22 protein-coding genes and 1 pseudogene are annotated in these 23,612 nt (G+C 37.6%); 3 read left to right on the top strand and 20 right to left on the bottom strand.

Going from position 1 to position 23,612, the window contains the following annotated elements; genetic code table 11:
* Positions 1 to 19: 19 nt before the first annotated feature.
* From ABZ559_RS10920 to ABZ559_RS10940, 5 genes are all read right to left on the bottom strand, one after another.
* A complete protein-coding gene (locus ABZ559_RS10920) occupies positions 20 to 772 on the bottom strand; it encodes a membrane protein (protein ID WP_018376194.1) in 753 nt (250 codons plus the stop codon).
* Positions 773 to 776: 4 nt separating this feature from the next.
* A complete protein-coding gene (locus ABZ559_RS10925; RefSeq protein ID WP_018376193.1) occupies positions 777 to 1,643 on the bottom strand; it encodes an ABC transporter ATP-binding protein in 867 nt (288 codons plus the stop codon).
* Positions 1,609 to 3,315, bottom strand: coding sequence for an ABC transporter ATP-binding protein (locus ABZ559_RS10930; RefSeq protein ID WP_018376192.1), 1,707 nt, complete (start codon positions 3,313 to 3,315; stop codon positions 1,609 to 1,611). Before ABZ559_RS10930 ends, ABZ559_RS10925 begins: the two co-directional genes overlap by 35 nt.
* 11 nt (positions 3,316 to 3,326) lie before the next feature.
* Positions 3,327 to 4,529: a radical SAM protein gene (locus tag ABZ559_RS10935; protein WP_156812757.1), complete on the bottom strand. Its 1,203-nt coding sequence runs from the start codon at positions 4,527 to 4,529 to the stop codon at positions 3,327 to 3,329.
* A 454-nt stretch (positions 4,530 to 4,983) separates the two neighbouring features.
* Complete coding sequence (locus ABZ559_RS10940) at positions 4,984 to 5,433, bottom strand: CPBP family intramembrane glutamic endopeptidase (RefSeq protein WP_273404723.1); 450 nt, start codon at positions 5,431 to 5,433, stop codon at positions 4,984 to 4,986.
* Positions 5,434 to 6,329: 896 nt separating this feature from the next.
* Here ABZ559_RS10940 and ABZ559_RS10945 point away from each other — a divergent pair.
* Positions 6,330 to 7,346 (top strand): NAD(P)H-dependent glycerol-3-phosphate dehydrogenase, encoded by a 1,017-nt coding sequence (locus ABZ559_RS10945; protein WP_018376187.1) that lies wholly within the window; start codon positions 6,330 to 6,332, stop codon positions 7,344 to 7,346.
* A 36-nt stretch (positions 7,347 to 7,382) separates the two neighbouring features.
* Entirely contained in the window at positions 7,383 to 8,288 is a 906-nt protein-coding gene (galU, locus tag ABZ559_RS10950) for a UTP--glucose-1-phosphate uridylyltransferase GalU (RefSeq protein ID WP_317335656.1), read from the top strand.
* A gap of 216 nt (positions 8,289 to 8,504) precedes the next feature.
* Here the strand turns inward: galU and ABZ559_RS10955 are convergent, their stop codons facing one another.
* The 5 genes from ABZ559_RS10955 to ABZ559_RS10975 all read right to left on the bottom strand — a co-directional run bounded on the left by ABZ559_RS10955 (position 8,505) and on the right by ABZ559_RS10975 (position 12,674).
* Positions 8,505 to 9,176: a rhomboid family intramembrane serine protease gene (locus ABZ559_RS10955; protein WP_018376185.1), complete on the bottom strand. Its 672-nt coding sequence runs from the start codon at positions 9,174 to 9,176 to the stop codon at positions 8,505 to 8,507.
* On the bottom strand, positions 9,173 to 9,700 hold the full coding sequence (locus ABZ559_RS10960) for a 5-formyltetrahydrofolate cyclo-ligase (protein WP_367006392.1): 528 nt from the start codon (positions 9,698 to 9,700) through the stop codon (positions 9,173 to 9,175). The genes ABZ559_RS10955 and ABZ559_RS10960 overlap by 4 nt, the downstream gene beginning before the upstream one ends.
* Positions 9,701 to 9,936: 236 nt before the next feature.
* Positions 9,937 to 11,070, bottom strand: coding sequence for an N-acetyldiaminopimelate deacetylase (locus ABZ559_RS10965; protein WP_367006394.1), 1,134 nt, complete (start codon positions 11,068 to 11,070; stop codon positions 9,937 to 9,939).
* A gap of 277 nt (positions 11,071 to 11,347) precedes the next feature.
* On the bottom strand, positions 11,348 to 12,046 hold the full coding sequence (gene dapD / locus ABZ559_RS10970; RefSeq protein ID WP_367006395.1) for a 2,3,4,5-tetrahydropyridine-2,6-dicarboxylate N-acetyltransferase: 699 nt from the start codon (positions 12,044 to 12,046) through the stop codon (positions 11,348 to 11,350).
* 124 nt (positions 12,047 to 12,170) lie between these two features.
* Positions 12,171 to 12,674 (bottom strand): AAA family ATPase, encoded by a 504-nt coding sequence (locus ABZ559_RS10975; protein WP_367006397.1) that lies wholly within the window; start codon positions 12,672 to 12,674, stop codon positions 12,171 to 12,173.
* 241 nt (positions 12,675 to 12,915) lie between these two features.
* Between ABZ559_RS10975 and ABZ559_RS10980 the strand changes: the two genes are divergently transcribed.
* Positions 12,916 to 13,062 (top strand): hypothetical protein, encoded by a 147-nt coding sequence (locus ABZ559_RS10980; protein WP_367006399.1) that lies wholly within the window; start codon positions 12,916 to 12,918, stop codon positions 13,060 to 13,062.
* A gap of 102 nt (positions 13,063 to 13,164) precedes the next feature.
* On the opposite strand, the gene ABZ559_RS10985 is transcribed toward ABZ559_RS10980, so the two are convergent.
* The 10 genes and pseudogenes from ABZ559_RS10985 to ABZ559_RS11030 all read right to left on the bottom strand — a co-directional run bounded on the left by ABZ559_RS10985 (position 13,165) and on the right by ABZ559_RS11030 (position 23,500).
* Positions 13,165 to 13,524, bottom strand: a complete 360-nt coding sequence (locus tag ABZ559_RS10985; RefSeq protein WP_367006401.1) for a hypothetical protein — start codon at positions 13,522 to 13,524, stop codon at positions 13,165 to 13,167.
* Positions 13,525 to 13,571: 47 nt separating this feature from the next.
* Complete coding sequence (locus ABZ559_RS10990; protein ID WP_367006403.1) at positions 13,572 to 13,988, bottom strand: hypothetical protein; 417 nt, start codon at positions 13,986 to 13,988, stop codon at positions 13,572 to 13,574.
* A 636-nt stretch (positions 13,989 to 14,624) separates the two neighbouring features.
* A pseudogene (locus ABZ559_RS10995) lies at positions 14,625 to 15,212 on the bottom strand (GH25 family lysozyme); the annotation flags it as partial.
* A 5-nt stretch (positions 15,213 to 15,217) separates the two neighbouring features.
* Positions 15,218 to 15,397, bottom strand: a complete 180-nt coding sequence (locus ABZ559_RS11000) for a holin (protein WP_367006405.1) — start codon at positions 15,395 to 15,397, stop codon at positions 15,218 to 15,220.
* A 10-nt stretch (positions 15,398 to 15,407) separates the two neighbouring features.
* Positions 15,408 to 15,743, bottom strand: a complete 336-nt coding sequence (locus tag ABZ559_RS11005; RefSeq protein WP_273414525.1) for a hypothetical protein — start codon at positions 15,741 to 15,743, stop codon at positions 15,408 to 15,410.
* Between the two features lie 16 nt (positions 15,744 to 15,759).
* Positions 15,760 to 16,014 (bottom strand): hypothetical protein, encoded by a 255-nt coding sequence (locus ABZ559_RS11010; protein WP_317334188.1) that lies wholly within the window; start codon positions 16,012 to 16,014, stop codon positions 15,760 to 15,762.
* A 2-nt stretch (positions 16,015 to 16,016) separates the two neighbouring features.
* Positions 16,017 to 16,247 carry a hypothetical protein gene (locus tag ABZ559_RS11015; RefSeq protein ID WP_317334189.1) on the bottom strand — a complete coding sequence of 77 codons (231 nt, stop codon included), beginning with the start codon at positions 16,245 to 16,247 and terminating at the stop codon, positions 16,017 to 16,019.
* A gap of 21 nt (positions 16,248 to 16,268) precedes the next feature.
* The gene (locus tag ABZ559_RS11020) at positions 16,269 to 19,877 is read right to left on the bottom strand and encodes a phage tail spike protein (RefSeq protein ID WP_367006407.1); all 3,609 of its coding nucleotides are present in this window, start codon (positions 19,875 to 19,877) and stop codon (positions 16,269 to 16,271) included.
* Positions 19,878 to 20,600: a phage tail protein gene (locus ABZ559_RS11025; protein ID WP_367006409.1), complete on the bottom strand. Its 723-nt coding sequence runs from the start codon at positions 20,598 to 20,600 to the stop codon at positions 19,878 to 19,880. It lies immediately after the preceding gene.
* A 5-nt stretch (positions 20,601 to 20,605) separates the two neighbouring features.
* Entirely contained in the window at positions 20,606 to 23,500 is a 2,895-nt protein-coding gene (locus ABZ559_RS11030) for a phage tail tape measure protein (RefSeq protein WP_367006410.1), read from the bottom strand.
* Between the last annotated feature and the right edge of the window lie 112 nt (positions 23,501 to 23,612).

A 23,612-nucleotide genomic window follows, 5' to 3' on the forward strand; every position in this document is an offset into this window, starting at 1 on the left:
TTTTGGAATATTATATCACTCATAGTGCTTTCTTTTCAAATCCTTTCATAGTAACAAATAATAATAACATACAAATCAAGAAATAACTCAACACATGGGCTATAGATAATCTAACTGTAAAATGATAATCAGGTACAACAAAAAAGTATCCCGGAATAAATTCAGAAATAATCGTAATATGTGATAAAAGTTGACACAAAAAGTAAACACCTAAACTTACGAATGCAGCTACTATTGCCGAAACGTATAATGACAAGTAAAAGGCTACACTAGCCAATAAAATAATAAAACCTAAATTTACCAAACTAATTATTATTGATTGCATATTTGTAGAATGCAATTCCCAAAAATTTACGTAACCAAACTCACTTCGAGATAAAAAACAAATATAAGTGATTAGTGAGGATAAGCAGTTCAGTACATACAAAAATAAGATTGATAAGATGACAACTATATACTTAGAAATAATTAATATTTTCTTACTAGACACTCGGTTTACTTCTAGTAAAATTTGCCCTCCTTGAATTTCTCCTCCCAAAATAAAAGAAGCAGTGTACAAAATTAATAATAGTGGAATAGTTAATATCAATAAAAAGGTCCACATCGTTGTAATAAAGGTAACTAAATCTAACTTAGCACCAATTTTTACAAAATCCCAATGCAAAAAAGTACCTAATCCGTAAATCAACGACCACAAAGATAACACTGCTAATACAATAAAATTTTTCCGTTTCAGTAATTTATATAGTTCTGCTAAAATAATCGATTGCATTTTGTTACCCCCTAAATAATTCTTCTATAGAATCATTCATTGTGATATCCTTTATTTCACCGTTATATCTGTAAATAAGCTTTAATGTTGAATTCAGTAGCGACATATCTTCTGGTAAAGTTATTTGATTTTCTTTCACATCAACCATATCTCTTAAATCATGTTCCAACTCTGGCACTACATATTCCAAAGTAATAATTATTTGATTTTCTCCCAGTTTAGAATGTGTTTCAATTCTCTTATCATTTATAAATAAAAAATAATCACAAATTTCTTCAATTTCATGTAACTGATGTGATGAGATTAAAATTGTAACACCCTTTTCTCGACGTAACTTTACAATATAATCTAGAAGGACTCTAACTCCTGTAGGATCCAAGCCAACAAATGGTTCATCCAAAATCAAAAATTCAGGATCATCTAATAATGCCAACGCCAAACCCAATCTCTGTTTCATACCAAACGAATAAGATTTTACCAGCTTTTTACTGTTATCTAAACCAACAAATTTTAACAACCTATCAATTCGATCATCTAAATTTTCTTCATTAACAGTTGAAGAATACATAGAGAATAATTTCAAATTATCATATGCAGAGAAGTCTTCAAACAACCTACAATCTAAGAGAAAACCAATTTTATTTAATGCCTTTCTTTTAGTATGATAATTCGAATCACCTTTAAATTGAATATCACCTTCAGTTCGTGATGTGAGACCCAATATCATCTTCATTAGAGTAGTCTTCCCACAGCCATTTTTTCCAATCAAGCCAACTATATCTCCTGAGTGGATATCAAAATTGATATTAGTTAACACCTCTTGTAATCCAAACGATTTACTTAAATGACACGCTCGTAGTATTGTACTCATGAATATTACCTCCGCCATGTGCAGTATGCGTTAAATAATTATAGAAGTTATCACAATTTTCAAGTAATACTTCATATTTTTCCGTTGCAATAATTTCTCCATTTCCCATAAAAATTATAGAGTCAAATTTTTTTAAAAATGACTGTTCCAAATTATGTGAGATCATTATGACAGTTTTTTCTGAATTCAAAAATTTTTCAGCTATTAGTTTCGAGGATTCTTCATCTAAAGCTGACTCAAATTCATCAACTAGTAATATTGGTCTATCCTCTAAAAACGCTCTAGCTATATTGACTTTTCTCAATTCTCCACCAGAAATATTGTCCCCATTTTCCGAAATCATTTGAATCTCTTTACTTTTTTTGTTTAAATTAACGTCTCTAATTACCTCATCAATAGTTTTATCATCATAGCGTTCAAACAATGTAATATTATCTTTCAAAGTACCTTTAAAAGCAATACTATTTTGCGGTACATATGAAATCAATTTGGCGACATCTTCTAAATTACTAGCTTCTCCATCTATAAATACTCGTTCTTCAACATCATTTAGCAAATTTAACATCAAACGTCCAAATGTTGTTTTTCCGCTACCGTTTGGACCAATAATACAATATTTTTTGCCATATTCAATAGATAGATTAACATCACCCAAGAGCTTTTTAGCGCCTCTTGTTACACTGCTAGTAGAAAGCCTTATATTCCCAAAACCTTTTTGATACACTTTTTTATCTAAAACAATAGATTGTTTTGAAAAAATATCTGACATTTCTTTCGTTATATCCTTGCTAGCCAAAATATCAATAACGGAAGAACCTATCTGTTGAATCGGACTAACTATCAAATTTGAAATTTGTGTGACGGCAATCATCTTTCCTAATGTCAATCCTTGATTCAACACTAAAAAGCCACCAAAGCATAAGCAAGAAATAATAATTACATATTGGAAAAAACCACTAATTTGATTATACTCTCCATTTTTTATATTTAGTAATTGGGTATTTTTTTCAAATTTAAATAACTTCTCTTCAAATTTCTCAAAAAATATTCGCTCCTTCTGAAAAGTTTTGACCACCAATATTCCTTGAAACATCTCTTTTATAAAATGTAGGTATTCTCCACTTAGAACTGCATTTTCAGAAACTAAATCATTTAACTTTTTACCAAGTAATAAAGGAATCAGCATAGATACAATCCCTAAAGTAAATACTATTACACAAATCAACGGGCTAATTTGATATAAATAGACAGTGGCAATCATCAACACCAAAATTGCTTGTATCATCGAAAAAATACTATCTAAATAATACTGTTCAATTAACGAAATTTTATAATCAAAGTAATTCATCTTTTCACCCGTAGTTGTTTCAGAAAAATCACAATAACAAAGCGATAAAAAATATTTAGCCAAATTTGATTTTAAATACAGATGAATATTCTTAGTAAGTACTGATTGAATCCATATCACAAAAAGATTCAAGACATAGTTTATTACAAGAAAGACCACAAAGGAAAAAATTGCTAATTTAAACTTTGTAATATCTGATGATTCTAGGGAATCAATAAATTTTTGAATTATTGTAGCGAATGATACTTCAACTAAGCCTAATATAAACGTAGAGATTATAAATACCACTACTTTATTTCTTTCTTCCCTTAAGACTCTCCTCATAGATGTTCTCCCTAGTCAGAAATAATTTCTGCTGCAACTTCATTGTAGTAAGTTTTAAATAATCGACAATATGGATCTACTTTATCTACTACATCAAATTTCAATTTTGAACGAGCTCTACAGCCTCCTCCACATAGGTATCTGAATTGGCATCGTGAACAACCCTCTATTTTATCTACATTCAATAATTTGAACAAACTTGCATTAGCAGATTTCTCTCTCATATTCTTTATTGAGTCGTACTTTATATTTCCTATACAGTACTCATCATACATCAACATATGGCATGGATAAACGTTACCTTGAGTGCCTATGGCAATCATTGATGTACCAGCTCCACAGTAATTCCTAGCTACTAAAGTTTTATCCTCAAAGGCACTATCATTGATTGGTGCATCAGACTCAATCATAAACTTACTGATATTGATTAAATCAGTATCATTTGGAAGATATGACATCAATTCACCTTCAAAACATGCGCTGAGAATACTAAAACTGATTGTTGTTCCTATTTCCTTTGCAAGTTTTACATACTCAAAGAGATTACTTGAATTCAAATGATGAATTGTTGGAATAATATTGACATTATTTCCCGATTCTTTCAACCAAGAAATTGACCTCATAATTTTGTCAAATATTCCTTTATCTCTTAGATATGGTTCACTATCCGAACAGTATGTATCTAATGAAACAGAAACAGTATCTACAAATTTTGATAGTTCTGAAAGTATTTTTTTGTTAAAAATAGTTCCATTAGTTATTAATACTACATTTGGAATTTTAGCAACTGTTTTAGCATATTCCACTATCTGAAGAATATTTCTCCTTAACAAAGGTTCCCCTCCAGAGAATACTAGGTTTCGAATTCTGACATCAGAAAGTTGGTCAATTGCATTTAAAATCTCTTCTGTTGATAGATCTTCACACTTATTTCTTCGCTCATCGAAAGAATAGCAACCTACACAATGCAAATTACACTTATTAGTTAAATGTAAATAGGCAGTTATTGGAGTTTGCTCATTCCTAAATTCTACATCAGAGATGAAATCATTCTCTACAAGATAAGTAAAAAATTCTTTCTCTTCTCCGGTTAAATCATTACAATTTAACTGATTATTTTTTATTCTTTTTAGAAATTCAATTGCTTGATTATCTACCCCAGCAACTATCCCGTTGCTAAAATTAAATAGTAAGTACATTTCATCTATTTTCATTACTGAAATATTGTCATTTAGAAACACGTTTTCCCTCAACTCTTCCTATGAAATAATTTTCAATAATCATTAACAAAAATACAAATAGGCTAATAACTAAAAATGACGTCAAACTCAAGTCTAATGAAATATTGTTACCTACACTAGGATTAATTTTCACTGTATTTTCGACAAGACTATTAAACACTTCCTTTGTCAACAATCGGTGAATTATAACCCAATTCAACAAAAAATGTACAATAGTTGATAATAAATAATATACTGCTCTCCCCTTTTTAAAGTGCCTTAGGAGAAATACGCAACAATTTGAATACAAAATTGAAGGAAGAAGCATCAACAATATATAAAATGTAAACAGATTATAAGTTGAAATAAAATTATAATTGATGAATATTAGAATAAGCAAACAAAATAAAAATATTGAACCCAATTTAATTTTCATAAAAACCTCTATCTAAAAAGTTACTAAAATATTATATAAACTATGAATAATCGTTGAAACTCCAACATTATTAAATTTTATTCTGATAAATGCCAGAAATACCCCTAAAGGAAATCTTATCATTAGATTATCTAAAATAGGTTCCGATATGTGACCTAAAAAGGCAAAGATAAGCGAAGTAATCACTATTGATTCTAAGATGGTATAAGAAGACTCCATCCTATCTAAGATAATCATTCTATATAACATTTCTTCAGAATAACCTACCAAAATAAAATGTAAGATCAGTATAGTTTTCTCGGATACATTAACAAAAGAGCATAGTAAAATACTTATTAAAGCTAATGTAGCTACAATAATATGTTTTGAAAAGTTTACTTTACTTTTAAACAAAACTTTTTCTAAAAATATTGGCTGCACTACCAGGGCTACTATTGTAGGTGCACTTAATAATAGCAACATGCTCTGAGTTTTTAAGCAGACTGAACAAAATAAAATATATAATATCAAACAAATATTAGAAACCATTACTTGAAATAAACACTGTACTAATATCTGAAGTCTTCTGTTTTCTTTCATAACATCTTTAAATAGAAAGTAGGCTAACACAACATTAGCCTACCTAAACGATTAATCACACACAAAAATCTTTGTAACCAGAAATTATTAATTATAATGATGAATGAAATACTTCAACAATCATTATTTTTAGCAATTCCCATCACTACAAACATTTCTCTGTGCTTCTCCGACACTCAAAAAGTAAGCTATACCGTACTCTTAATTTCTTTAATGTAGTGACCAACTGAAACTTGAACTAGTGCTCCTACACTCACACAGCCTGCTTTTTTAGCTTTTTTTGTAGAAAATTTAAGCATGATAGCTTCCTCCTTTGAATTATTTTAACATCTCTGTTGATGACTATAGTATACCTTAAATTATTAAAATTAAATTTCGTTCGTATTATTCTGTTAATTTGAATGTAGTAAATGGTAAAATATTTTGTGTGATAAAATTTTTATTTTATAAGGGTTTTGAGTTTCTCCTCAAAACAAATAAAACCATCAGTCAAAAAGTGTCAGTCTGACCTTCACTGATGATTCTATTTTTACGATAGTGTGTATACACTGTCTGAGCTCGCAAAGACCTTTTTATATTTTATAGATGTTGCCGTATTTGATACGGTGCCGTACGTTGTTCGTACAAATCTGTTATATCATATTCCTTATTTTGAGCGCTAAATAGCAAGTTTTGCTCTGCTATTTCCAAAATCCAAAAGCAAGACAATCAAAGACAAATAAACCTTCCTTATGATATAATGGGGTGAGATGTTTTATTAGACTAGAAAGAGGAAAATTATGATTAAGCAAAAAGTTGCTATTTTGGGTCCTGGTTCTTGGGGAACTGCTCTTGCCCAAGTCCTTAATGACAACGGACACGACGTGATTCTTTGGGGAAATATTCCAGCACAAATTGAAGAATTAAACACGCATCATACCAACTCACATTATTTCAAGGACATCGTCATTGATAGCAACATCAAAGCAACGCTAGATTTAAGAGAAGCCTTAGCAGACGCAGACGCAGTGCTTTTTGTTGTTCCTACCAAAGTGACACGTTTAGTTGCCAAACAAGTTGCTGAAATTCTTGATCACAAGGTTGTGACTATGCATGCCTCAAAAGGTCTGGAGCCTGGTACGCATGAAAGGTTGTCAACTATCTTAGAAGAAGAAATTCCTGCTGAACTAAGATCTGAAGTTGTAGTGGTCTCTGGACCAAGCCATGCAGAAGAAACAATTGTTCGCGATATTACTTTGATTACTGCCGCATCAAAAGATCTGGATGCAGCCAAGTATGTTCAAAAGTTGTTCAGCAACCACTACTTCCGTCTCTACACAAATTCAGATGTGATCGGTGTTGAAACGGCTGGTGCTCTGAAAAATATCATTGCCGTTGGCGCTGGTGCTCTCCATGGCCTCGGATATGGTGACAATGCTAAAGCTGCAGTTATTACGCGTGGTCTGGCTGAAATCACACGTCTCGGTGTCAAACTTGGTGCTGATCCTTTGACTTATAGTGGTTTGTCTGGCGTTGGAGATCTCATTGTCACTGGGACATCTGTTCATTCACGAAATTGGCGAGCTGGTGATGCACTCGGCCGTGGTGAAAAACTGGAAGATATCGAACGCAACATGGGGATGGTTATTGAGGGAATTTCCACAACAAAGGTTGCTTATGAGATTGCACAGGAACTAGGTGTCTATATGCCAATCACAACTGCTATCTACAAGGTTATCTACGAAGGTGCAGACGTTAAAGAAAGCATTATCAATATGATGTCAAATGAATTCCGTTCAGAAAATGAATGGAACTAAACTGTGATTAAATTGAATTCTAAAAAGGAGCTATTTATGAAAAAAGTTAGAAAAGCCGTCATTCCAGCAGCAGGTTTAGGAACACGTTTTTTGCCAGCAACCAAAGCCTTAGCTAAAGAAATGCTGCCAATAGTTGACAAGCCAACCATCCAATTCATCGTCGAAGAAGCCCTTCGTTCGGGTATTGAAGATATCTTAGTTGTAACTGGTAAATCCAAACGCTCCATTGAAGATCACTTTGATTCAAATTTTGAATTGGAATATAACCTCAAAGAAAAAGGCAAGACAGACTTACTCAAGCTTGTTGACGAAACAACTGGAATTCGACTTCACTTTATTCGACAAAGTCATCCACGCGGTCTTGGAGATGCTGTCCTTCAAGCCAAAGCCTTTGTGGGGAATGAACCTTTTGTTGTCATGCTTGGTGACGATCTCATGGATATCACTGATAACAAGGCTGTTCCATTAACCAAACAACTCATGAACGACTTTGAAGTTACTCACGCATCAACCATTGCTGTAATGCCTGTTCCACATGAAGAAGTTTCTGCATATGGCGTTATCGCTCCGCAAGGTGAAGGAGCAAACGGCCTTTACAGCGTTGAAACTTTCGTTGAAAAACCTGCTCCAGAAGAAGCACCAAGTGACCTTGCCATTATCGGTCGCTATCTACTCACCCCTGAAATTTTTGCCATTCTTGAAAATCAAGAACCCGGTGCTGGTAATGAAATTCAGTTAACTGATGCCATTGATACCCTCAATAAAACCCAACGTGTTTTTGCACGTGAGTTTACAGGTAAGCGTTACGATGTTGGAGACAAATTTGGTTTCATGAAAACCTCTATTGACTACGCTCTCCAACATCCCCAAGTCAAAGATGATTTGAAACAATACATCATTGATCTCGGAAAAAAACTGGAAAATACAACGAAAGTTGAATAAATTACCACAAAATACCAATAAAGCTTCCTATCACTTGATTTGATAAGAAGCTTTTTACTATACACAATTCCTTTCCTTAAAAATTATTAGTTATGGGCTTTCAGTTTGCTTTTATACTCAACGAAAACGAAAACGAAAATCAGGCTAGGCGACGCAGAAGTAGGTAGAACTGTCTTCATTAAATCAAGTTGACTACATCTATATTTGAAACATTACTTAGAGTAATGCCATCCCCACAAGGACAAATACCAATAAAATATAGGTCAGTAGAGCAAGCAATCGTTGGTTTGGTTTGAATAGTTGCCGTTCAAAATTGCTTGGTAAGAAACAAGCGCATAGAGCACCACCAATCAAGCCACCAATGTGCCCCGCAAGACTAACATTGGGACTAAAAAGGTTAAAAAGTAAATTAATCAGAATTAAAACTTGATAGGAACGACCAAGTTGTTTTAAGTAAGGGTTGTGACCAAAATAGCCAACAACAGCAATTGAGGCAAAGATACCAAAGAGTGATGTTGAGGCCCCTGCGGCAACAGCATTAGGTGTAAAAGAAAGGGTCAGAACATTTCCCATAATACCAGACAAAATATAAAGAACAAGAAATCTGCGACTTCCCCAAATCTGCTCCGCTATTTGTCCAACAAAATAAAGAGTCAAGGCATTAAAGAAAAAGTGTTCCCAACCAATGTGAACAAAAATCGGTGTCACCAACCGCCAAAGCTGACTAGGATAGGCTTTGACATATGTACCAAACATGCCACCAAAGTCAAAAATAGCCTGTACCGAAGTAGCACGGCCAAAATACAATAATTGCATAGCCAGAAAAATAAGAGTTGTTAAACTAAGCAGGCCTATTGTTACTGGATTTTTTTTAAATTCATTTTTCATTCAACAAATACCTCCTGAATAGCCACATCGTGCTGTTCTGATTGAAAATCAGCGAGTTGAAAGTCATAAATCGTACTAACCGTTTTTCCCGCGTAGTCAGCTAAATAATGATCATAATAACCACCACCGTAACCAACCCTATAACCAGCTTTATTGAAGGCTAAACCTGGCACTTGAATCAAATCAATAGTTGATTTATCAACTGCTAAAGTACTCTTGGGTTCCCACAGCCCAAAAGATGTTTGAATCAAATCTGTCTCATCATAGGCTACAAAAATCATGTGTCCTTGACCAAAGGTTTTTGGAACCAAAATAGTTTTTCCATCTCTAAACGCTGCTTCAATTAACAATTTTGTATTAAATTCAAAATCAAAAGAAAGGTAGGTCGCAATTACCTGACTGGTCTGATAAGCCTGAGACATGAGCAAAGTTTCTGTTAATCTAATGTCTTTTTCAGCCTTACTCTCTCTATTTTGCGACTTCATTCTTGAAATCATTGACTTTCGTAATTTCTTTTTTTCCATATCATTATCATACCAGAAGTAGGACTCTTTGTCTTAATAGAGACATTCTCTAGTCACTTTAAGGTTTCTTTAAGATTTTTTGTGTAGGATACTCTTATCCTAAATAGCGGTCTCTCCCGACCGTTGGGAAAAATAGTTTTCTCTTTTTCCCCTTTTCATAAATCTCCTGAGCATCTGGTGAACACTAGGTGCTCTTCCCTTTATCACAAAATAGGCTGGGGTTATCCCAGCCTATTTTAATTGTTTACACGTGTCTTCAAAAAGGAGCTAATTACTTCAACGGCAAATGGCAAAGCTGCTTCATCTGGACTCATCTTAGGGTGATGAAGAGCGTATGGGGTATCTACACCTAACCAGAACATGACACCTGGAACTTGGTGTAACAAATAACCAAAATCTTCTCCCGTCATTGCAGGTGGACAGTCAATCAGATTGACTGCTGGGCTATTTTCAAAGAAAGCCATCAACTCTTGAGCTAATGTCGGATTATTTTCCACTGGCAAATAACCACCTTGTTTAAGCTGAATATCCACCTCTATGCCAAAGCTAGCAGCCACACCTTGGGCAATCGCTGTCACACGTTTTTGAATGAGTAGGCTCATGTCCTGAGTCAGCGTGCGAATGGTTCCGTGAAGCTTGGCAGTCTCGGCAATGACATTATTGGTTGTTCCAGCATGCATCGAGCCAAAAGTCACAACCCCACCCTGAATAGGGTCAACATTACGGCTGACAATAGTCTGCACTTGTGTAATGAAGTATGAAGCCGCAACCAGAGCATCGTTGGCCTCATGCGGAAATGCGGCATGACCACCCTTCCCTTTAAAAGTAATCAGCACCTCACAAGTACCTGCAAATAAAGTTCCTGTATTGGTAGCAATGTCACCCACCTTAAAATCAGGACGCACATGAAGCCCATAAAATTCGTCGGGTAGCCAGTCACCAAAAGCACCATCCTCATACATGAGCATACCACCAGCTTCATTTTCCTCTGCTGGTTGGAAAAGAAAGAGCAGATTATTCTTGGGTTGTTCTTGAGCCATAACCTCAAGCAGACCAAGTGCTGTTGTCATATGCATATCATGCCCGCAAGCGTGCATTCGTCCTTCGTGAGTGCTAGCAAAATCCAACCCCGTCTGCTCCACAATGGGCAGACCATCAATATCAGTCCGCCAGCCAACTGTCTTTTCTGGAACTGAACCATGCAGAAAGACCAGAATCCCTGTCCGCCAAGTCCTCTGCTCCACAAAGTCTTTCCCAGCAGTAACTTCGGCAATCCGTTCCAAAAGGTAAGCCTGAGTTTTATATTCCTCCAGCCCAATCTCTGGGATTTGATGCAAATCACGTCTGATTTTTATTAAATCTAAAGTCATGCGTATTCCTTTCAAGAAAAGCTTGAGTTGACCTCAAGCTTTCACTATTATAGTCTTTAGTTTACTTTTAGTACTAGGCAACGAGCTGCAGGTTGCTAAAACAGCCTCTAGGCTGTTCTAGGTTGGAAATAAGACATGCGAAGCAAGTCACTTTCGTAAAGTACGGCAAAGTGAGTTCAAACAATCCAGTGGAGTGCTTAAAGTTGGAAATAAGGAAACGGAGTTTCCTTTTACGTCGAAGTAATAAAAGATAAACTAAATGACTATAACAATCAACTTACAAATTGCGCAGAGCATCTTCAAGCGCCGTTTTTTGTTGTGTTTTTTCGTCAATTTCTTTAATGATACGGGCAGGCACACCAGCTACGACCACATTTTCAGGGACATCTTGTGTTACAATAGCTCCCGCGGCAACAACCGCCCCATTACCAACTTGAACACCTTCAATAACAACAGCGTTGGCACCAACTAAAACATTGTCACCGATACGAACAGGCTCAGCTGATGCAGGCTCAATCACTCCCGCAAGAACAGCTCCTGCTCCAATATGGCTGTTTTTACCGACAGTTGCTCGACCGCCAAGAATAGCTCCCATGTCAATCATCGTTCCGGCGCCAATTTCAGCACCAATGTTAATGACAGCCCCCATCATAACTACGGCATTATCCTCAATCGTCACTTGGTCGCGGATGATAGCTCCTGGCTCAATGCGAGCATTGAGATGACGTTTATCAAGCAAGGGCACAGCTGAATTGCGACCGTCTTGCTCTACCACGTAATCTTTGTTTTCAGTCAAGTTTGCCAAAAGTGGCTCAATGTCTTTCCAATCACCAAAGAGAACATTGCCAAGCTTAACGACAGAATTAGGCACTTCCGAAGCTAAAGTCCCTTCAAAAGTCACCTTTACATTGGTTTTCTTTTCGGCATTTCCAATAAAAGCAATAATTTCTTGCGCAGACATTTTTTGTGCAGTCATCTCGTCTTCTCCAATTTCAAAAATAGTTAGTTCCTATTATAACAAATATTCAGAAAATTTCAAAATAATTTGGACTAAAAATAGGGCAAAGAAATCAACCCTAAATTCCAACAAAAGAAGTCATTCACTCTGCTATCTTATCTAATATCTTTAGTGCCTCTTGAGACGACAAGCATACTTGAACCTTCTTTCCATATTGTTTTAAATTCTTCAAGAGCATTGCTCTGTCTCTGTTGAATTGCCTATGCCAACGCAAAAATTGTCCTAAAGCTGCAAAATCAGGAAAAACATGATAAGACTCTTTCCCACTCCTCTGTCTAAACCATCTCACCAGCAGACGTTTCAGTCTAACCCTTGAAGGAACATCTAAAAAGATAATCACATCGGCCTTGTCAAAACTTTCCTGTAGAACCTTGCGTGGAGAACCTTCAACAATCCAATTGTCTTGAGCTAAAATTGCTTGGAACAAAGCATCCCTATCTTCAGCACTTCGTTTATAATCCCCCGAATCATCCCGAACCCAAACAATATCATCCTTTTCATAGTAGGGAATCCGATAATAGTCACTTAATTTCCTAGCTAGAGTCGTCTTCCCAGCACCGACTGAACCAATAATATCAATCTTCATTTTAAACATCCTTACCAGTAAATTAAAAAAATTTTTCCAAAATCTTGAATTTAACGGTCAAAAAGTGGTTAAATGCACAAAAACCCTTGATATCTCAAGGGTTTAAAAAGCTTAAAAAGGAGAGGAGGGGATTTCAGCGTCTAACTTAACAGGAATTAACCGAATCAAAAGCCAATAAAATCAGGCTTTTTGATTTTTTATTTGGTTAAATTTGGCTAATTATTGGGAAATTGGTGGGCGAATGGTGGGCGAATATTCCTTGAGTTATTCAGAAAAAACCTTAGCAAACTATGTCAAAGGTCGGACTGATATTGGCGGCATGTCTTTTGATAAAGTGATAAAGATTACTGCATACTATATTAGTTTAGATAATGGAAGTCCATTATAACCGACATTTTGCCAAAAGTCCGTTATAACGAAAACAAGCTCTAGGAGTTTCCTAAGGGCTTGTTTTATTTGAGTTCAAAAAAGCCCCAGAAATTGCTGGGGGTTAAGCGGTCATCAACACCTCTTCAAAAGAGTTTGTTGTTTCCGGTAATCTTATAAGTTCTTTTACACGTTCAAACCAAGTCTTCTTCTCTTCATCTTTTTTACTCTTAGATATATACGGAGAGTATCCCACAGTTTCAACCATTGCAATATTTTCTAATAACAGTTCTGTAAGAAAAATAATCGATAGTTTATAGTTCACAAAATAAGACAACAAGTATTTGACACCTATTTTTCTATCTTTTTCCTTACGAAACATATTGAAATGTAGTGAAAATAGAACAACTGGCAACGCTCCTACTCCAAGGACACTAAAATGAATATCATTCCTTGCCAAATAAGTATAAGTTTGAACTACCATAGAGAGATACCAAATTATCATAAAAATTATTAAGAAAGTCAGTAGTATCATTTTAATTTCTTCCTTCCCCTTTTGTAAGAAACGTTCGCGATATATTCACGACTTTTTAACTTATAGTGGGTCCTTCTTTTTTCCATATTTTCAAGAAACTCATCATTTGATGCTCTAACTACCCCTCTAGCAATACGTTTATTCTCTAGATCTTGAGGTGTATCAACTGTTCCAGATAAAACCGATAAAACGAGAACACCTAATGTTGCCATAAACGCTATAATAGTTTTCATCATAATCATGATAAAAGTAAAACTATTTGCTGAAAGATTAAGCTTTCCGAAATTATTACCAAATAAAAATACAATAACTATAGAAATAAATTCAATTTTTACAAGTAATGAAGTGATTTTAAAAATTTTTTCTTTGCCTTTATAATCTTTGTCAAGACACGAAATAATGTTATTGGCCATAAAAAGAATAGACGTAGAAGAAAAAGTAGCTAAATCTGATGTAGTGGCAAATGTTAAAAGACATGTACACAAGGAAACCCAGACTAATACTTGTTTTATGAATAAACGGCCAATCAATAACCTTATCCTCTCTTTATCTAATCAATTACATTATCACATATTTTTGTTTTTATTTCAATTTTTTTTTATTTTTTAAACAAAAAACCGCCCAGATTTTCTCTGAGCGGTCATTTTCATCTATTCGCAGACTTGCACGATTTTACATCTGTTGCCATCGATGGCGGAGGTTCCTCATTTCTTTTTTGTTCTGGTCGCCTGCTGTTGAATCCGATGTTATTTTGTTTTAATTGTGTTGGCTACATTGTCAATAGCCGTTTTGAGCACGTTGTTTAATTTTTCGTCATCAAGCTTTTGTGAATCAATCAAACGATTAAAGTCGCCATCGTCTAACGTTAAATGCTTACAACCAGCCTCTTGTAGAGCTGTTACGGTACCAATGTCACCGATACCAAATATAGCACCATTTACACAGCCAATGTAACCTTGTTTTCCTGATTTTGAGCGCATTACGAAATTCATATAATCTTCCTCCTCGTCCTCTGACGTTTGTTCTTTTAGTGTTGATGACGTTGTTTGCTCGTCATCTAGCAATACAATATTTTTATCTAAACCGCCTGCAATACCCACAGACGTAAACTGCCACCAGCGGATGCCTTCCATACTCGGAAACACTGACCAAACAGGGTCTGGTGTTATCTCGTAGTTTGGATAGGCTGCAATCCACAAACTGTTTGGATATTTAGCAATAATCTGCGTATAATCCACATTTGCCAACGTAAACGGCTTATATGAGTAGTAGATAGGCTGATAGCCTGCTGCTTTGCATTTATCCATAAAAGCAAGTACAGCGTTAGTATTAGCCTGTCTGTTTCCGCTTGCGTCATCTTCATAGTCACAGACGAGGTAAGTCACTTTAGCTGGCAAGTTTGCGATAAAAAAGTCAGCTTCCGCCTGAGCTAGTGCCACATTGCCACCAAAACGAGCAAAGTGATAATAGCCAACACAGTTACTCGTCTGGGTCTGTGTGACCCGTACAGGACTTAACCAACCTGTACCCTCACTAACCTTGATAATTGTGTTACGAGTGCCAGCCGCTTGGCAAATCGCCGTTAAATCAGCCGCCTGATAAGCCGACACGTCGATAAAATAATCATTCTTCTTCATGATTATCACTCTTTCAAATCAGCCAGATTCATCAGCACACAGACAAGTCCAGAAAGGGCAACTGTAGAAGCAACTACTTGCCAGTTTACTTCTGAGATAAGAGCTGTTGAGCCAATTACCCCAAGCGCTGCCTGTGCCATCGTCTTAACGACCTTGACTCCTAGTTTTTTGATATAAGTTTTCATTTCTTTCCTCCTAAGGCATCATCTTATAGTCTCTGACCTCATCTTTGAGTTCTGAGACCTGTTCTTTTAAATCTGCAATATCATTGCGTGTCTCACTGGCCAAATTATTGACCGCTGTTGTCAAATGTTCCATATGTCGTTGATTATCACTCGCAATTTGACGATTGGTTTCCATCAGCGCATCGTTAGTCTTTTGAAAATTGTTAATCAAGCGTTTAACATGAGAATTTTGACTGACAGCCATCGAGACAAGCAAAATTGCGAGAATGACAACAACCACCCCCGCAATCTTATCGATTGTCCAAGAGGCCTTGATAGCCTCCCGTACGATATCTTGTCCTGGCATCCAATCACCTGCCTAACTACTTACCTTCAACAGCTGCATCTTCAATTTCAGCTAAAATAGCATCCTCTAATTCATAGCGTTTTGTACGAAATTCAGCTTCTTGTTGACGCATTTCTTTACGATTTTTAGCGTATAAGTCTGCGTTGTACACCGTTTCATAGACAGTTGACACACCTTTTTCATTGACATTCACTGTGTAAGATTTGATGATTTCATCACCGATTTTCAAATTCCCGATAAGTTGTGTTGTTTTAATTGTTTCTAAAGCCATAATTATTCTCCTTTTGTTTTTTCTGGTACAGTTTGGACATCAAGCAGAGCTTCCAGCTCCGTTACTCGTGCTTGTAGTTCGGTGTTTTGCTGAGTAAGTTGCTTTTTAGCGCGGTCAACTTCGTTTAGCTGGATAGCCAGCAAGTTTTTAGCGGTTGACTCATTAGCCAACTGAGCTGTCAATTCGTTGATGGTCAAGCGTAGAGCTTGATTAAGTTGTTCTTCTTGGTTCATTTTTCCTCTTTCCTCCTTTTTTTACCAGATAGAGTAATACCCGCGTTGATATTGTCCGTCATGATCTAAGTTTCTAAAGTTATCAAATATATTATTTAGTATCGCTGCTAAAGACCGTCCTTTAATGTAGATATCATTTATGCCATCAATAGTTTTGCTATCTGTGTTAAAGCCAATAGAACCCAGCCCTTCTTGACCGCTTTGGGTAAAATCAATTCTTTTCCCGTAAAGATTGACGGCCGTTTGAACATTTGTACCAGAGCGCGCATTCCAAAATTGGATGCCGACAGACGTCGAATCCATTTTAACCAAACCGTTTCGATTTGACAGCAAAGCAGTGTACGATCCCTCTACACCATTAATAGTCCCTGACCCATAGACCAAATACTGTAACGGTCGTCCGGTAAATTGATTTCTTATTCCAATCGCCTGCTGGTCCATGTTAATCCATCCTGTTTGCAAATCAAACTTAGTCGCTCCGTTTATGGATGAGAGAGTGCCACCTATAATTTTTTCGGCGCTCATCGTCACGGACTGTACTTGGGTGATGAAGGCATTTTTAGCAAACAGCTGCTTGAGATAAGCTTCATTAGCCATCAGCTTATCAAAAAATGCTTGGTCAAATTTAATCTGTCCACCAGTGATGGCTTGTGCTCCGATAATGTTAGCATTGAGTTTGCCAAAAGTTCCGTCTGCGACAAAAAGCGTTCCGAATTTACCATCAATCGCTTGAATTTCGTCAGCCAAGGTCTTGCCCTTCAAACGTATTTTTGCTGCGTCAAGTAAAAACTGCGAACTTGACAGATTAGCTTGCGACAAGATGTCACCAGCACTATTTAAGGTCTTAAAGGACCAAGAATCTTTTAAGAGCGCTACTTGTGATTCAATTGCCAGCTGCATTGCCGATGTGCCATCTACAAAAGATTGAGGTGGTGTGTCGCCACGAACAATGGACAGCTGACCAAAGGCAACTGTGCCGTTCTTACGTAACCAAACATGCAAAGCGTAGTCATCAGTTACTAAACTAGTATTGTTAACCGTAAATGTGCCCGTGAAGATTTGATTGCTGCCTGCTTTTGTTGGCATTATCGTAAAGTTGGCCAGAATCGTACCACCATTTTTGATTTCAAATCCTATAATGTCATCTGGCAAGGCATCAACCCACAAGTTAACACGATAGGATAACTTTTCTCCTGCCACAAATTTTTGACTGTGCAAAGGCATTTGAAATCCTTTCCAGCCTCTCGATGTTAGACCACTCTGCGTGATACGCAGCAACTTAAAAGCAGATACACCAGTCAAAACAAGATTGGAATTTGGTTCTCTTTCTCGGTATTTGCTATAGTTTGTCGGATCATATACCAGGTTACCGCTTGCAGTCAAATCAGCCACACGATTAACCAGACCTTGCGATGTCTGCAAAACTTGGCTGATTGAGAGGCCTTGCTCAGCGATAGTTTGCGTATGACTACGTACAGTGTCTTTAACCTCGTTAAAGGCCGTGACAGTGGTTAAGTCCTCAGGTGCTAGTGACCAGTCCGCAAATGTACTTTTTGTCAATCTCGCTTTCGTGATAGTACATGTCGCTATAGTATTGTCGTGTCTAATTTTAATTCTATCAGTTACAAGCCATGCAGCATTAGATATAGTGAGTTTACCAGCGAATTTTCCTTTTTCAGTTGTGATAACATCACCGATTCTTGCTAAATATCCAGTCGTGGAATTGTAAAGCTCGACCCTAAAGTTACCAAATGTAGTTTTGTTTGTTGTTGTATAATCAAACGCGACATATAGAGTGTCGTTAAGGGTAAAACCTAAATTCGACAGAGTATCCGATAGTTGATACATGTCGTTAACGACATAACCGCTTGTTTTATTGATTGCCAGCTGTCTTTGCTTGTCTGTCGCTAGAAGATAGTTACGAGTTCCAATATTCGTCGGTATTTTACTTTCAACCTGACTAATCGTCTGCGTCAGTGTATCTGCTGACCGTGTAACCATCTGTTGCACCTGACTAGCTGTCTGATAGCCTTTGCTATCAACTAGCGAGTTAATCTCAGTGCGTGTCAGCCGTTCGGCGATTTGGCCAGCTTGAGCTTGGATGGTAGTCTCTGCTGCGTAAATACGACCTGATAACTTATCGTAATCTGATTTTGACACTTTAGCAGCTATCTGATTAGCCACATCATCAACCTTGACATCTACTGACTTGATTTGGTCAGTCAGAGCGGTTTTGCTGAGCTCAACCAAACGATTAGCTTCTGCGATGGCGTCAGACTTAGCCCGACTACTGATGTTTTTAGCTTCTGTGGCTAAATTTACACTAGCACTAGCTTTGGCCAAGACATCAGCAATCTGCTTATCCTGTGCCTGCTTGTCAAGTTGGTATTGCTGGTTAGATTTGGTCATCTCGCCAACTATCTCCTGCTTGATACCATCCGAATAGACCTCCGCACTAGCTTTCGCTTGCTCGATGTCGTCGTTAATTGCTTCAACACGCTTGTCAAATTCAGCATCAAAGGCCTGATTAGCATTTTTGACAGCTCGATCAACAGCAATTTCCTGAGCCTTTGCACTTGCTCCCAAAATAGCTTCAGCAGCATTAGACACACCACTAGATACACCCGAGCCACCAACACCAGGTTTGTTATCAAACGTGATAGAGATATACTCTTCCGTCAAAGCGTTGTATTCATAAGCGATAGCCTTCTTGTAGAGGTCTACATTGTGCTTCCTGCTCTTGATGTTGACCGTATCGCCCAAATGGATAACTTGACCATCAAGCTCATAGGCCTCAATCTCAATGGCATCGGATATCTTATCAATACCCTCGTTCTTAAACTTAGCTTCAGCCCATTTTCTCAGCTCATCCACTGTCTTAGCATTATTATTCTCATAATCTTTTTCGTTGATGTATGGATAATTTCCGATAAGTGGGCTATCAACGGTCACTCTGATGGTGACTTCATCTTTTGCTCCATCTGGCTTAAAAGTTGAGCTAGCATGGATTCTTGTCACAACTCCTTGTGAGTTCTTGGTCCGTTGATAAGACTTGAGGCTCTTGTGGGTTGTGATAACGACACCTCGGTCTGTTCCACGGTTGCGCTTAATGGACAGTGCAAAGTTGTCACGGATCAGCTCACCCTCCCACGTTCCAACGATGCTGTGCTTACCGTCCAGAAGGACAGAGTACAGGGTTTCTGTTTCAGTCGTGTTAAAGGTCCGACTATCCATGATATCGCTAGTAAAGCTAAAATCACCTAGCCCAGTCTTAGCATTCTGCACCATTTGAGATAATGCCACACCACAGCTAAGTTGTGAAATGCTGACAGGTTTGATAGACCGCTGCATAATATCGTCAGTGATATGGTAAGCAGTAATATCCAGACTATCATCATTCTCAACAGGCTTCTTGATGCGAAAAAGTTGTGAACCAAGAATAGGAGTTGGAGCTTTTATCAGCATATCTTCTTTGATAAGCTGATAGATGCCAGAATCTGTGATAGGATAGCGGACAGTCAAAGTAAAGTCACCATTTGTTTCTTCTTTGACAATAGCAGAGCTCGCTTCATGCAATGGGATACCGTTCCATTTAACTGTCTTGACATCTTTATCAAGTAAATAAAGCAACTACGCCCACCCCCAAACTGTTTCGAATGTCAAAGATTGAATGCCAGCACCTAAAACAACACCCACATTTTGACCTTTAGCTGTATCAATTGTGATGAAATCCCCAGACCACTTGATAAGCTTACCAGTAACCGTCTTAAAGCTAGGATTGTCAGGATCATTGATCATCACAAGCGATTCTGAGAGTTTTTCAAGCTTGATGACTTGGTTATCTATCGTAAACGATGTCTCAGATGCACTCTGACCAACCACCGTAATTTTTGGAAAAGCAAGAGCTGACCCTTGAACCTTCAAAACCCCACTAGCGTTCAATGTCTTGGTGTCAATGTCCTTGAAAAACTTGGTTGGATGACAAATAAAGGTAACATCAACAACCCAAGCACCAAAGTCATCTTTTCCAATCTCAAAACTATTGACCTTATAGCACCAAAGTCTAATAGTTGGTTCCTGTTCATTTTCCAACCAAAACTTTTCACGGTTCAAAAGAGCAGAAAAGCGATAAATTTCTTCGTCACTTGGCTCAATTAAAGTGATATGATAAGACTTTTCAATCAGTCCACGATGTCTGTTCGTTTGCACAACTGCACCACTAATTCCATCATGCTCTAATAAAACTGTTTTGGAGGTAGAGACAATGACATTTGGTCTAGTTTCAACCAAAATTTCACAATCGAAAGACGACGTTTTCACATTGTCAATAATCAATTCGTTAATTGTTGTCATGCAAATCATCCTTTCAAATTAGTTTTACGTTGCAGTTCTTCAGCGATGCGATTTCCGACCATATCAGCAAGTTTGCCTAAGTCTGCCTCTTCCCTGACTGTCACATTAGAAAAGTTAACATTGATGTTATTATCAGTATTCATTGTATTAGCAATACTTTGACCTATGGCCCCCAGCGTTGACTTATTCAACGGTAAGATAGCTTCAGCGCCAGCTTCACCGCCAACCATTGCACGGTTCCCGTTCAGCCCAAATAGTGTAGGTTTTGTCATGATACCACCCTTAGCGTACCAATCAATCCCAATGCTAGGAACGCCGTCATCCAACCAATCCAAAGGGTTAGCAGAACCACTCACACGAAAGTGAGGCAGTGGAATATGAGGCCACTTAATATTAAAATCAAATAGGCTTTTTATTGCATTGATTCCGTTTGAGACTGCATTTTTCGCTCCGTCAATAGCATTTGCAATACTATTCTTGATACCATTCCATATATTTGAAACAGTACTTGATATACCATTAAGAACATTGCTGACAGTGCCAGAAATCCCATGCCATGTATTCGAAATAAACTGACTAATTCCTGACAAGATGTTTGAGATAATTGATTGGATGCCATTAAAGACACTTGAAGTTGTTTGCTTGATAGTCTCCCAAGCTCCCGACCAATCACCAGTAATCATTTGCATGACAGCTGTGATAATGCCAAGTACCAAATTGATAGCTGTTTCAACAGTCGTCTTGATGACCTCCCAAACAGTTGAGATAATGAGTTTGATATTTTCCCATGCTGCCTGAAGATAAGGCTGTAAAACTTCCATTACGGTTGTAATGACAGCTAAGATAGCATTCCAGACAGTCTCAATAGTCTGTTGTATTAAAGCCTGATTCTCAGTAAACCAAGTCGACACGGTCCCCCATATTGACATAATAAAATCAGAAATACTTTGAAATATACCTTGAATAAAAGGGGCGACCGCTCCCCATATACCTTGAAACCACTCGGCAATACTACCCCAGTTCGTAATTGCCAGCACAATAGCTGTAATAGCAGCAATCGCTCCCGCTATCGCTGCCACAACAATTCCGATAGGGGCTCCAATTGCTCCTATTGCTATTACTAGTGGTGCAATTGCTCCAACTAAAGTCATTACTGCTGCGGTGACAATACCAAAAATAACAATAGCCTGTTGCATACTGCCATCAAGACTAGTAAACCAATTGACAGCAGACTCAAGCAGACCCATCAAAGGTTCTAAAGCTGGAATTAACGTCTCTAAGAGTTTACCGCCAATCTCAGCAAGTCCTTCTTTGGCTTGATTAGCATATTTTGTCAGATTATCAATTGGATCAAGCGTCTCGTCAAAAGTTGTTGATACAGTACCAGATGATTCTTTAGCAGCATTGGCCAAATCATCAAGACTAAAAGCACCACGTTTAATCGCATCTACCATACGAGGCGCCGCCTTAGAACCAAAAACATCAGATGCAAGACTTAAAGCTTCTGTTTCTGATGTGGAATTTTGGATAGCAGTGACCGTCTCTTTTAAACCTTGCTCAAGACTTTTACCATCTTTAGCATAGTTTACAGCAGCTTTAGACAAACTTGACAAAGCAGCAGATGAGTCAACACCGCTCTTCTCAAATTTTCCAATCAGAGCAGCACCTTCCTCAAATGACAGTCCAAGCGCTTTGATTTGAGGTGCACCAGAAACGGCCTTACTCATGATGTCATCTACAGACTGACCAGTATTTTGAGAAACCTTAGTCACATTGTCTAAAACCATGCCCAGATCATCAGCAGATAACCCGTAGGCCTCAATAGCCTGTTTAGCTGAAACAGCAGAGCTTGAAATGTCTGTGTTGTTAATTTGTGCATACTTGATTAGCAATTCCGAACTTGACCTCAGCTTGTCTCCTGTTAGTCCAAACTGAGTATTCAATTCCCCAACAGCATCTGCTGATTCCTGAAACGTAGTAGCAGGCATGCTTGTAGCAATACCTTTGCTGATTTCTTGTAGTTCGGCTAAGGCTGTACCTGTTAACCCTGTTTTGGTCGTGATGGTATCCATAGCCTCGTCAAGCTCTGACCAGGCATCCACAGTCGACTTCCCAGCGTCAATCATCTTCTGACCTAACTCACCAGCCTTCTCAGCAGCCTCCATCATGACATCAGCTTTCAGGTATTCTGTGGCTTCGCTGATACTACCACCAGCAGTTTTACTAGATTCTCCAAGATTGTCCATTGCTCGGTCAATCTTCATGACTTCGACCTCTGCTTGACCGATTTCGTTTTGAAGTTGCTTCCATTCAGCCGTGCCGATATTCTCGTCACCAAGTGCTGCTTGCTTTCGCTTAAGCTCTTGGACTTTATCGCTAGCCAATTCGGATTGTTGAGCCAACAGCCTCATCTTTTGTTCGGCTAGTTCGACATTGTCAGGGTCAAGCGCTAGCTTTTGATTAACGATATCAAGTTCTTTTGCGACATCATCAAGCTGTTTGTTAAGATTGTAGATAGATTTTGCATCTCCAACTTCATCAATATGACCCTTTGTAGCTGTGATAGCTTTATTGACAGACTGCATCTGCCCCTCAACTTTAGCAATTTCAAGTTGAAGCTTATTCCATTGAGCTGATCCAACCTCTGACTGACCTAAATCTTGCTGTTGTTTCTTTAACTCAGCAAGCTTCATAGCTCCTACACGAGCTTGCTCTTGCAAATTTAGCAGTTTCCTGTTGAGCAATTCAACATTATCTGGATCCATTTTCAACTGCCGATTGATATTGGTAAAATCCTTTTTGAGACTAGACAGAGCACTGTTAATCCCTTTGACAGATTTGTCAAATTCAACCGTATTAGCACCAAACTTGACATATAGACCTTCAAATGTTTCTGCCATATTATCTCCTCCTTTCTATCTAATCTCCCATTACACTAAGCAACTCAGCATTAGATAGCTGTTTCTTTTCCTCTTTGCCAGAAGACATCTGAGCAAACAGGCTCATCAAGTA

The sequence above is a fragment of the Streptococcus sp. ZY19097 genome, assembly GCF_040731245.1.
In the GTDB taxonomy this organism is placed as follows: domain Bacteria; phylum Bacillota; class Bacilli; order Lactobacillales; family Streptococcaceae; genus Streptococcus; species Streptococcus orisratti.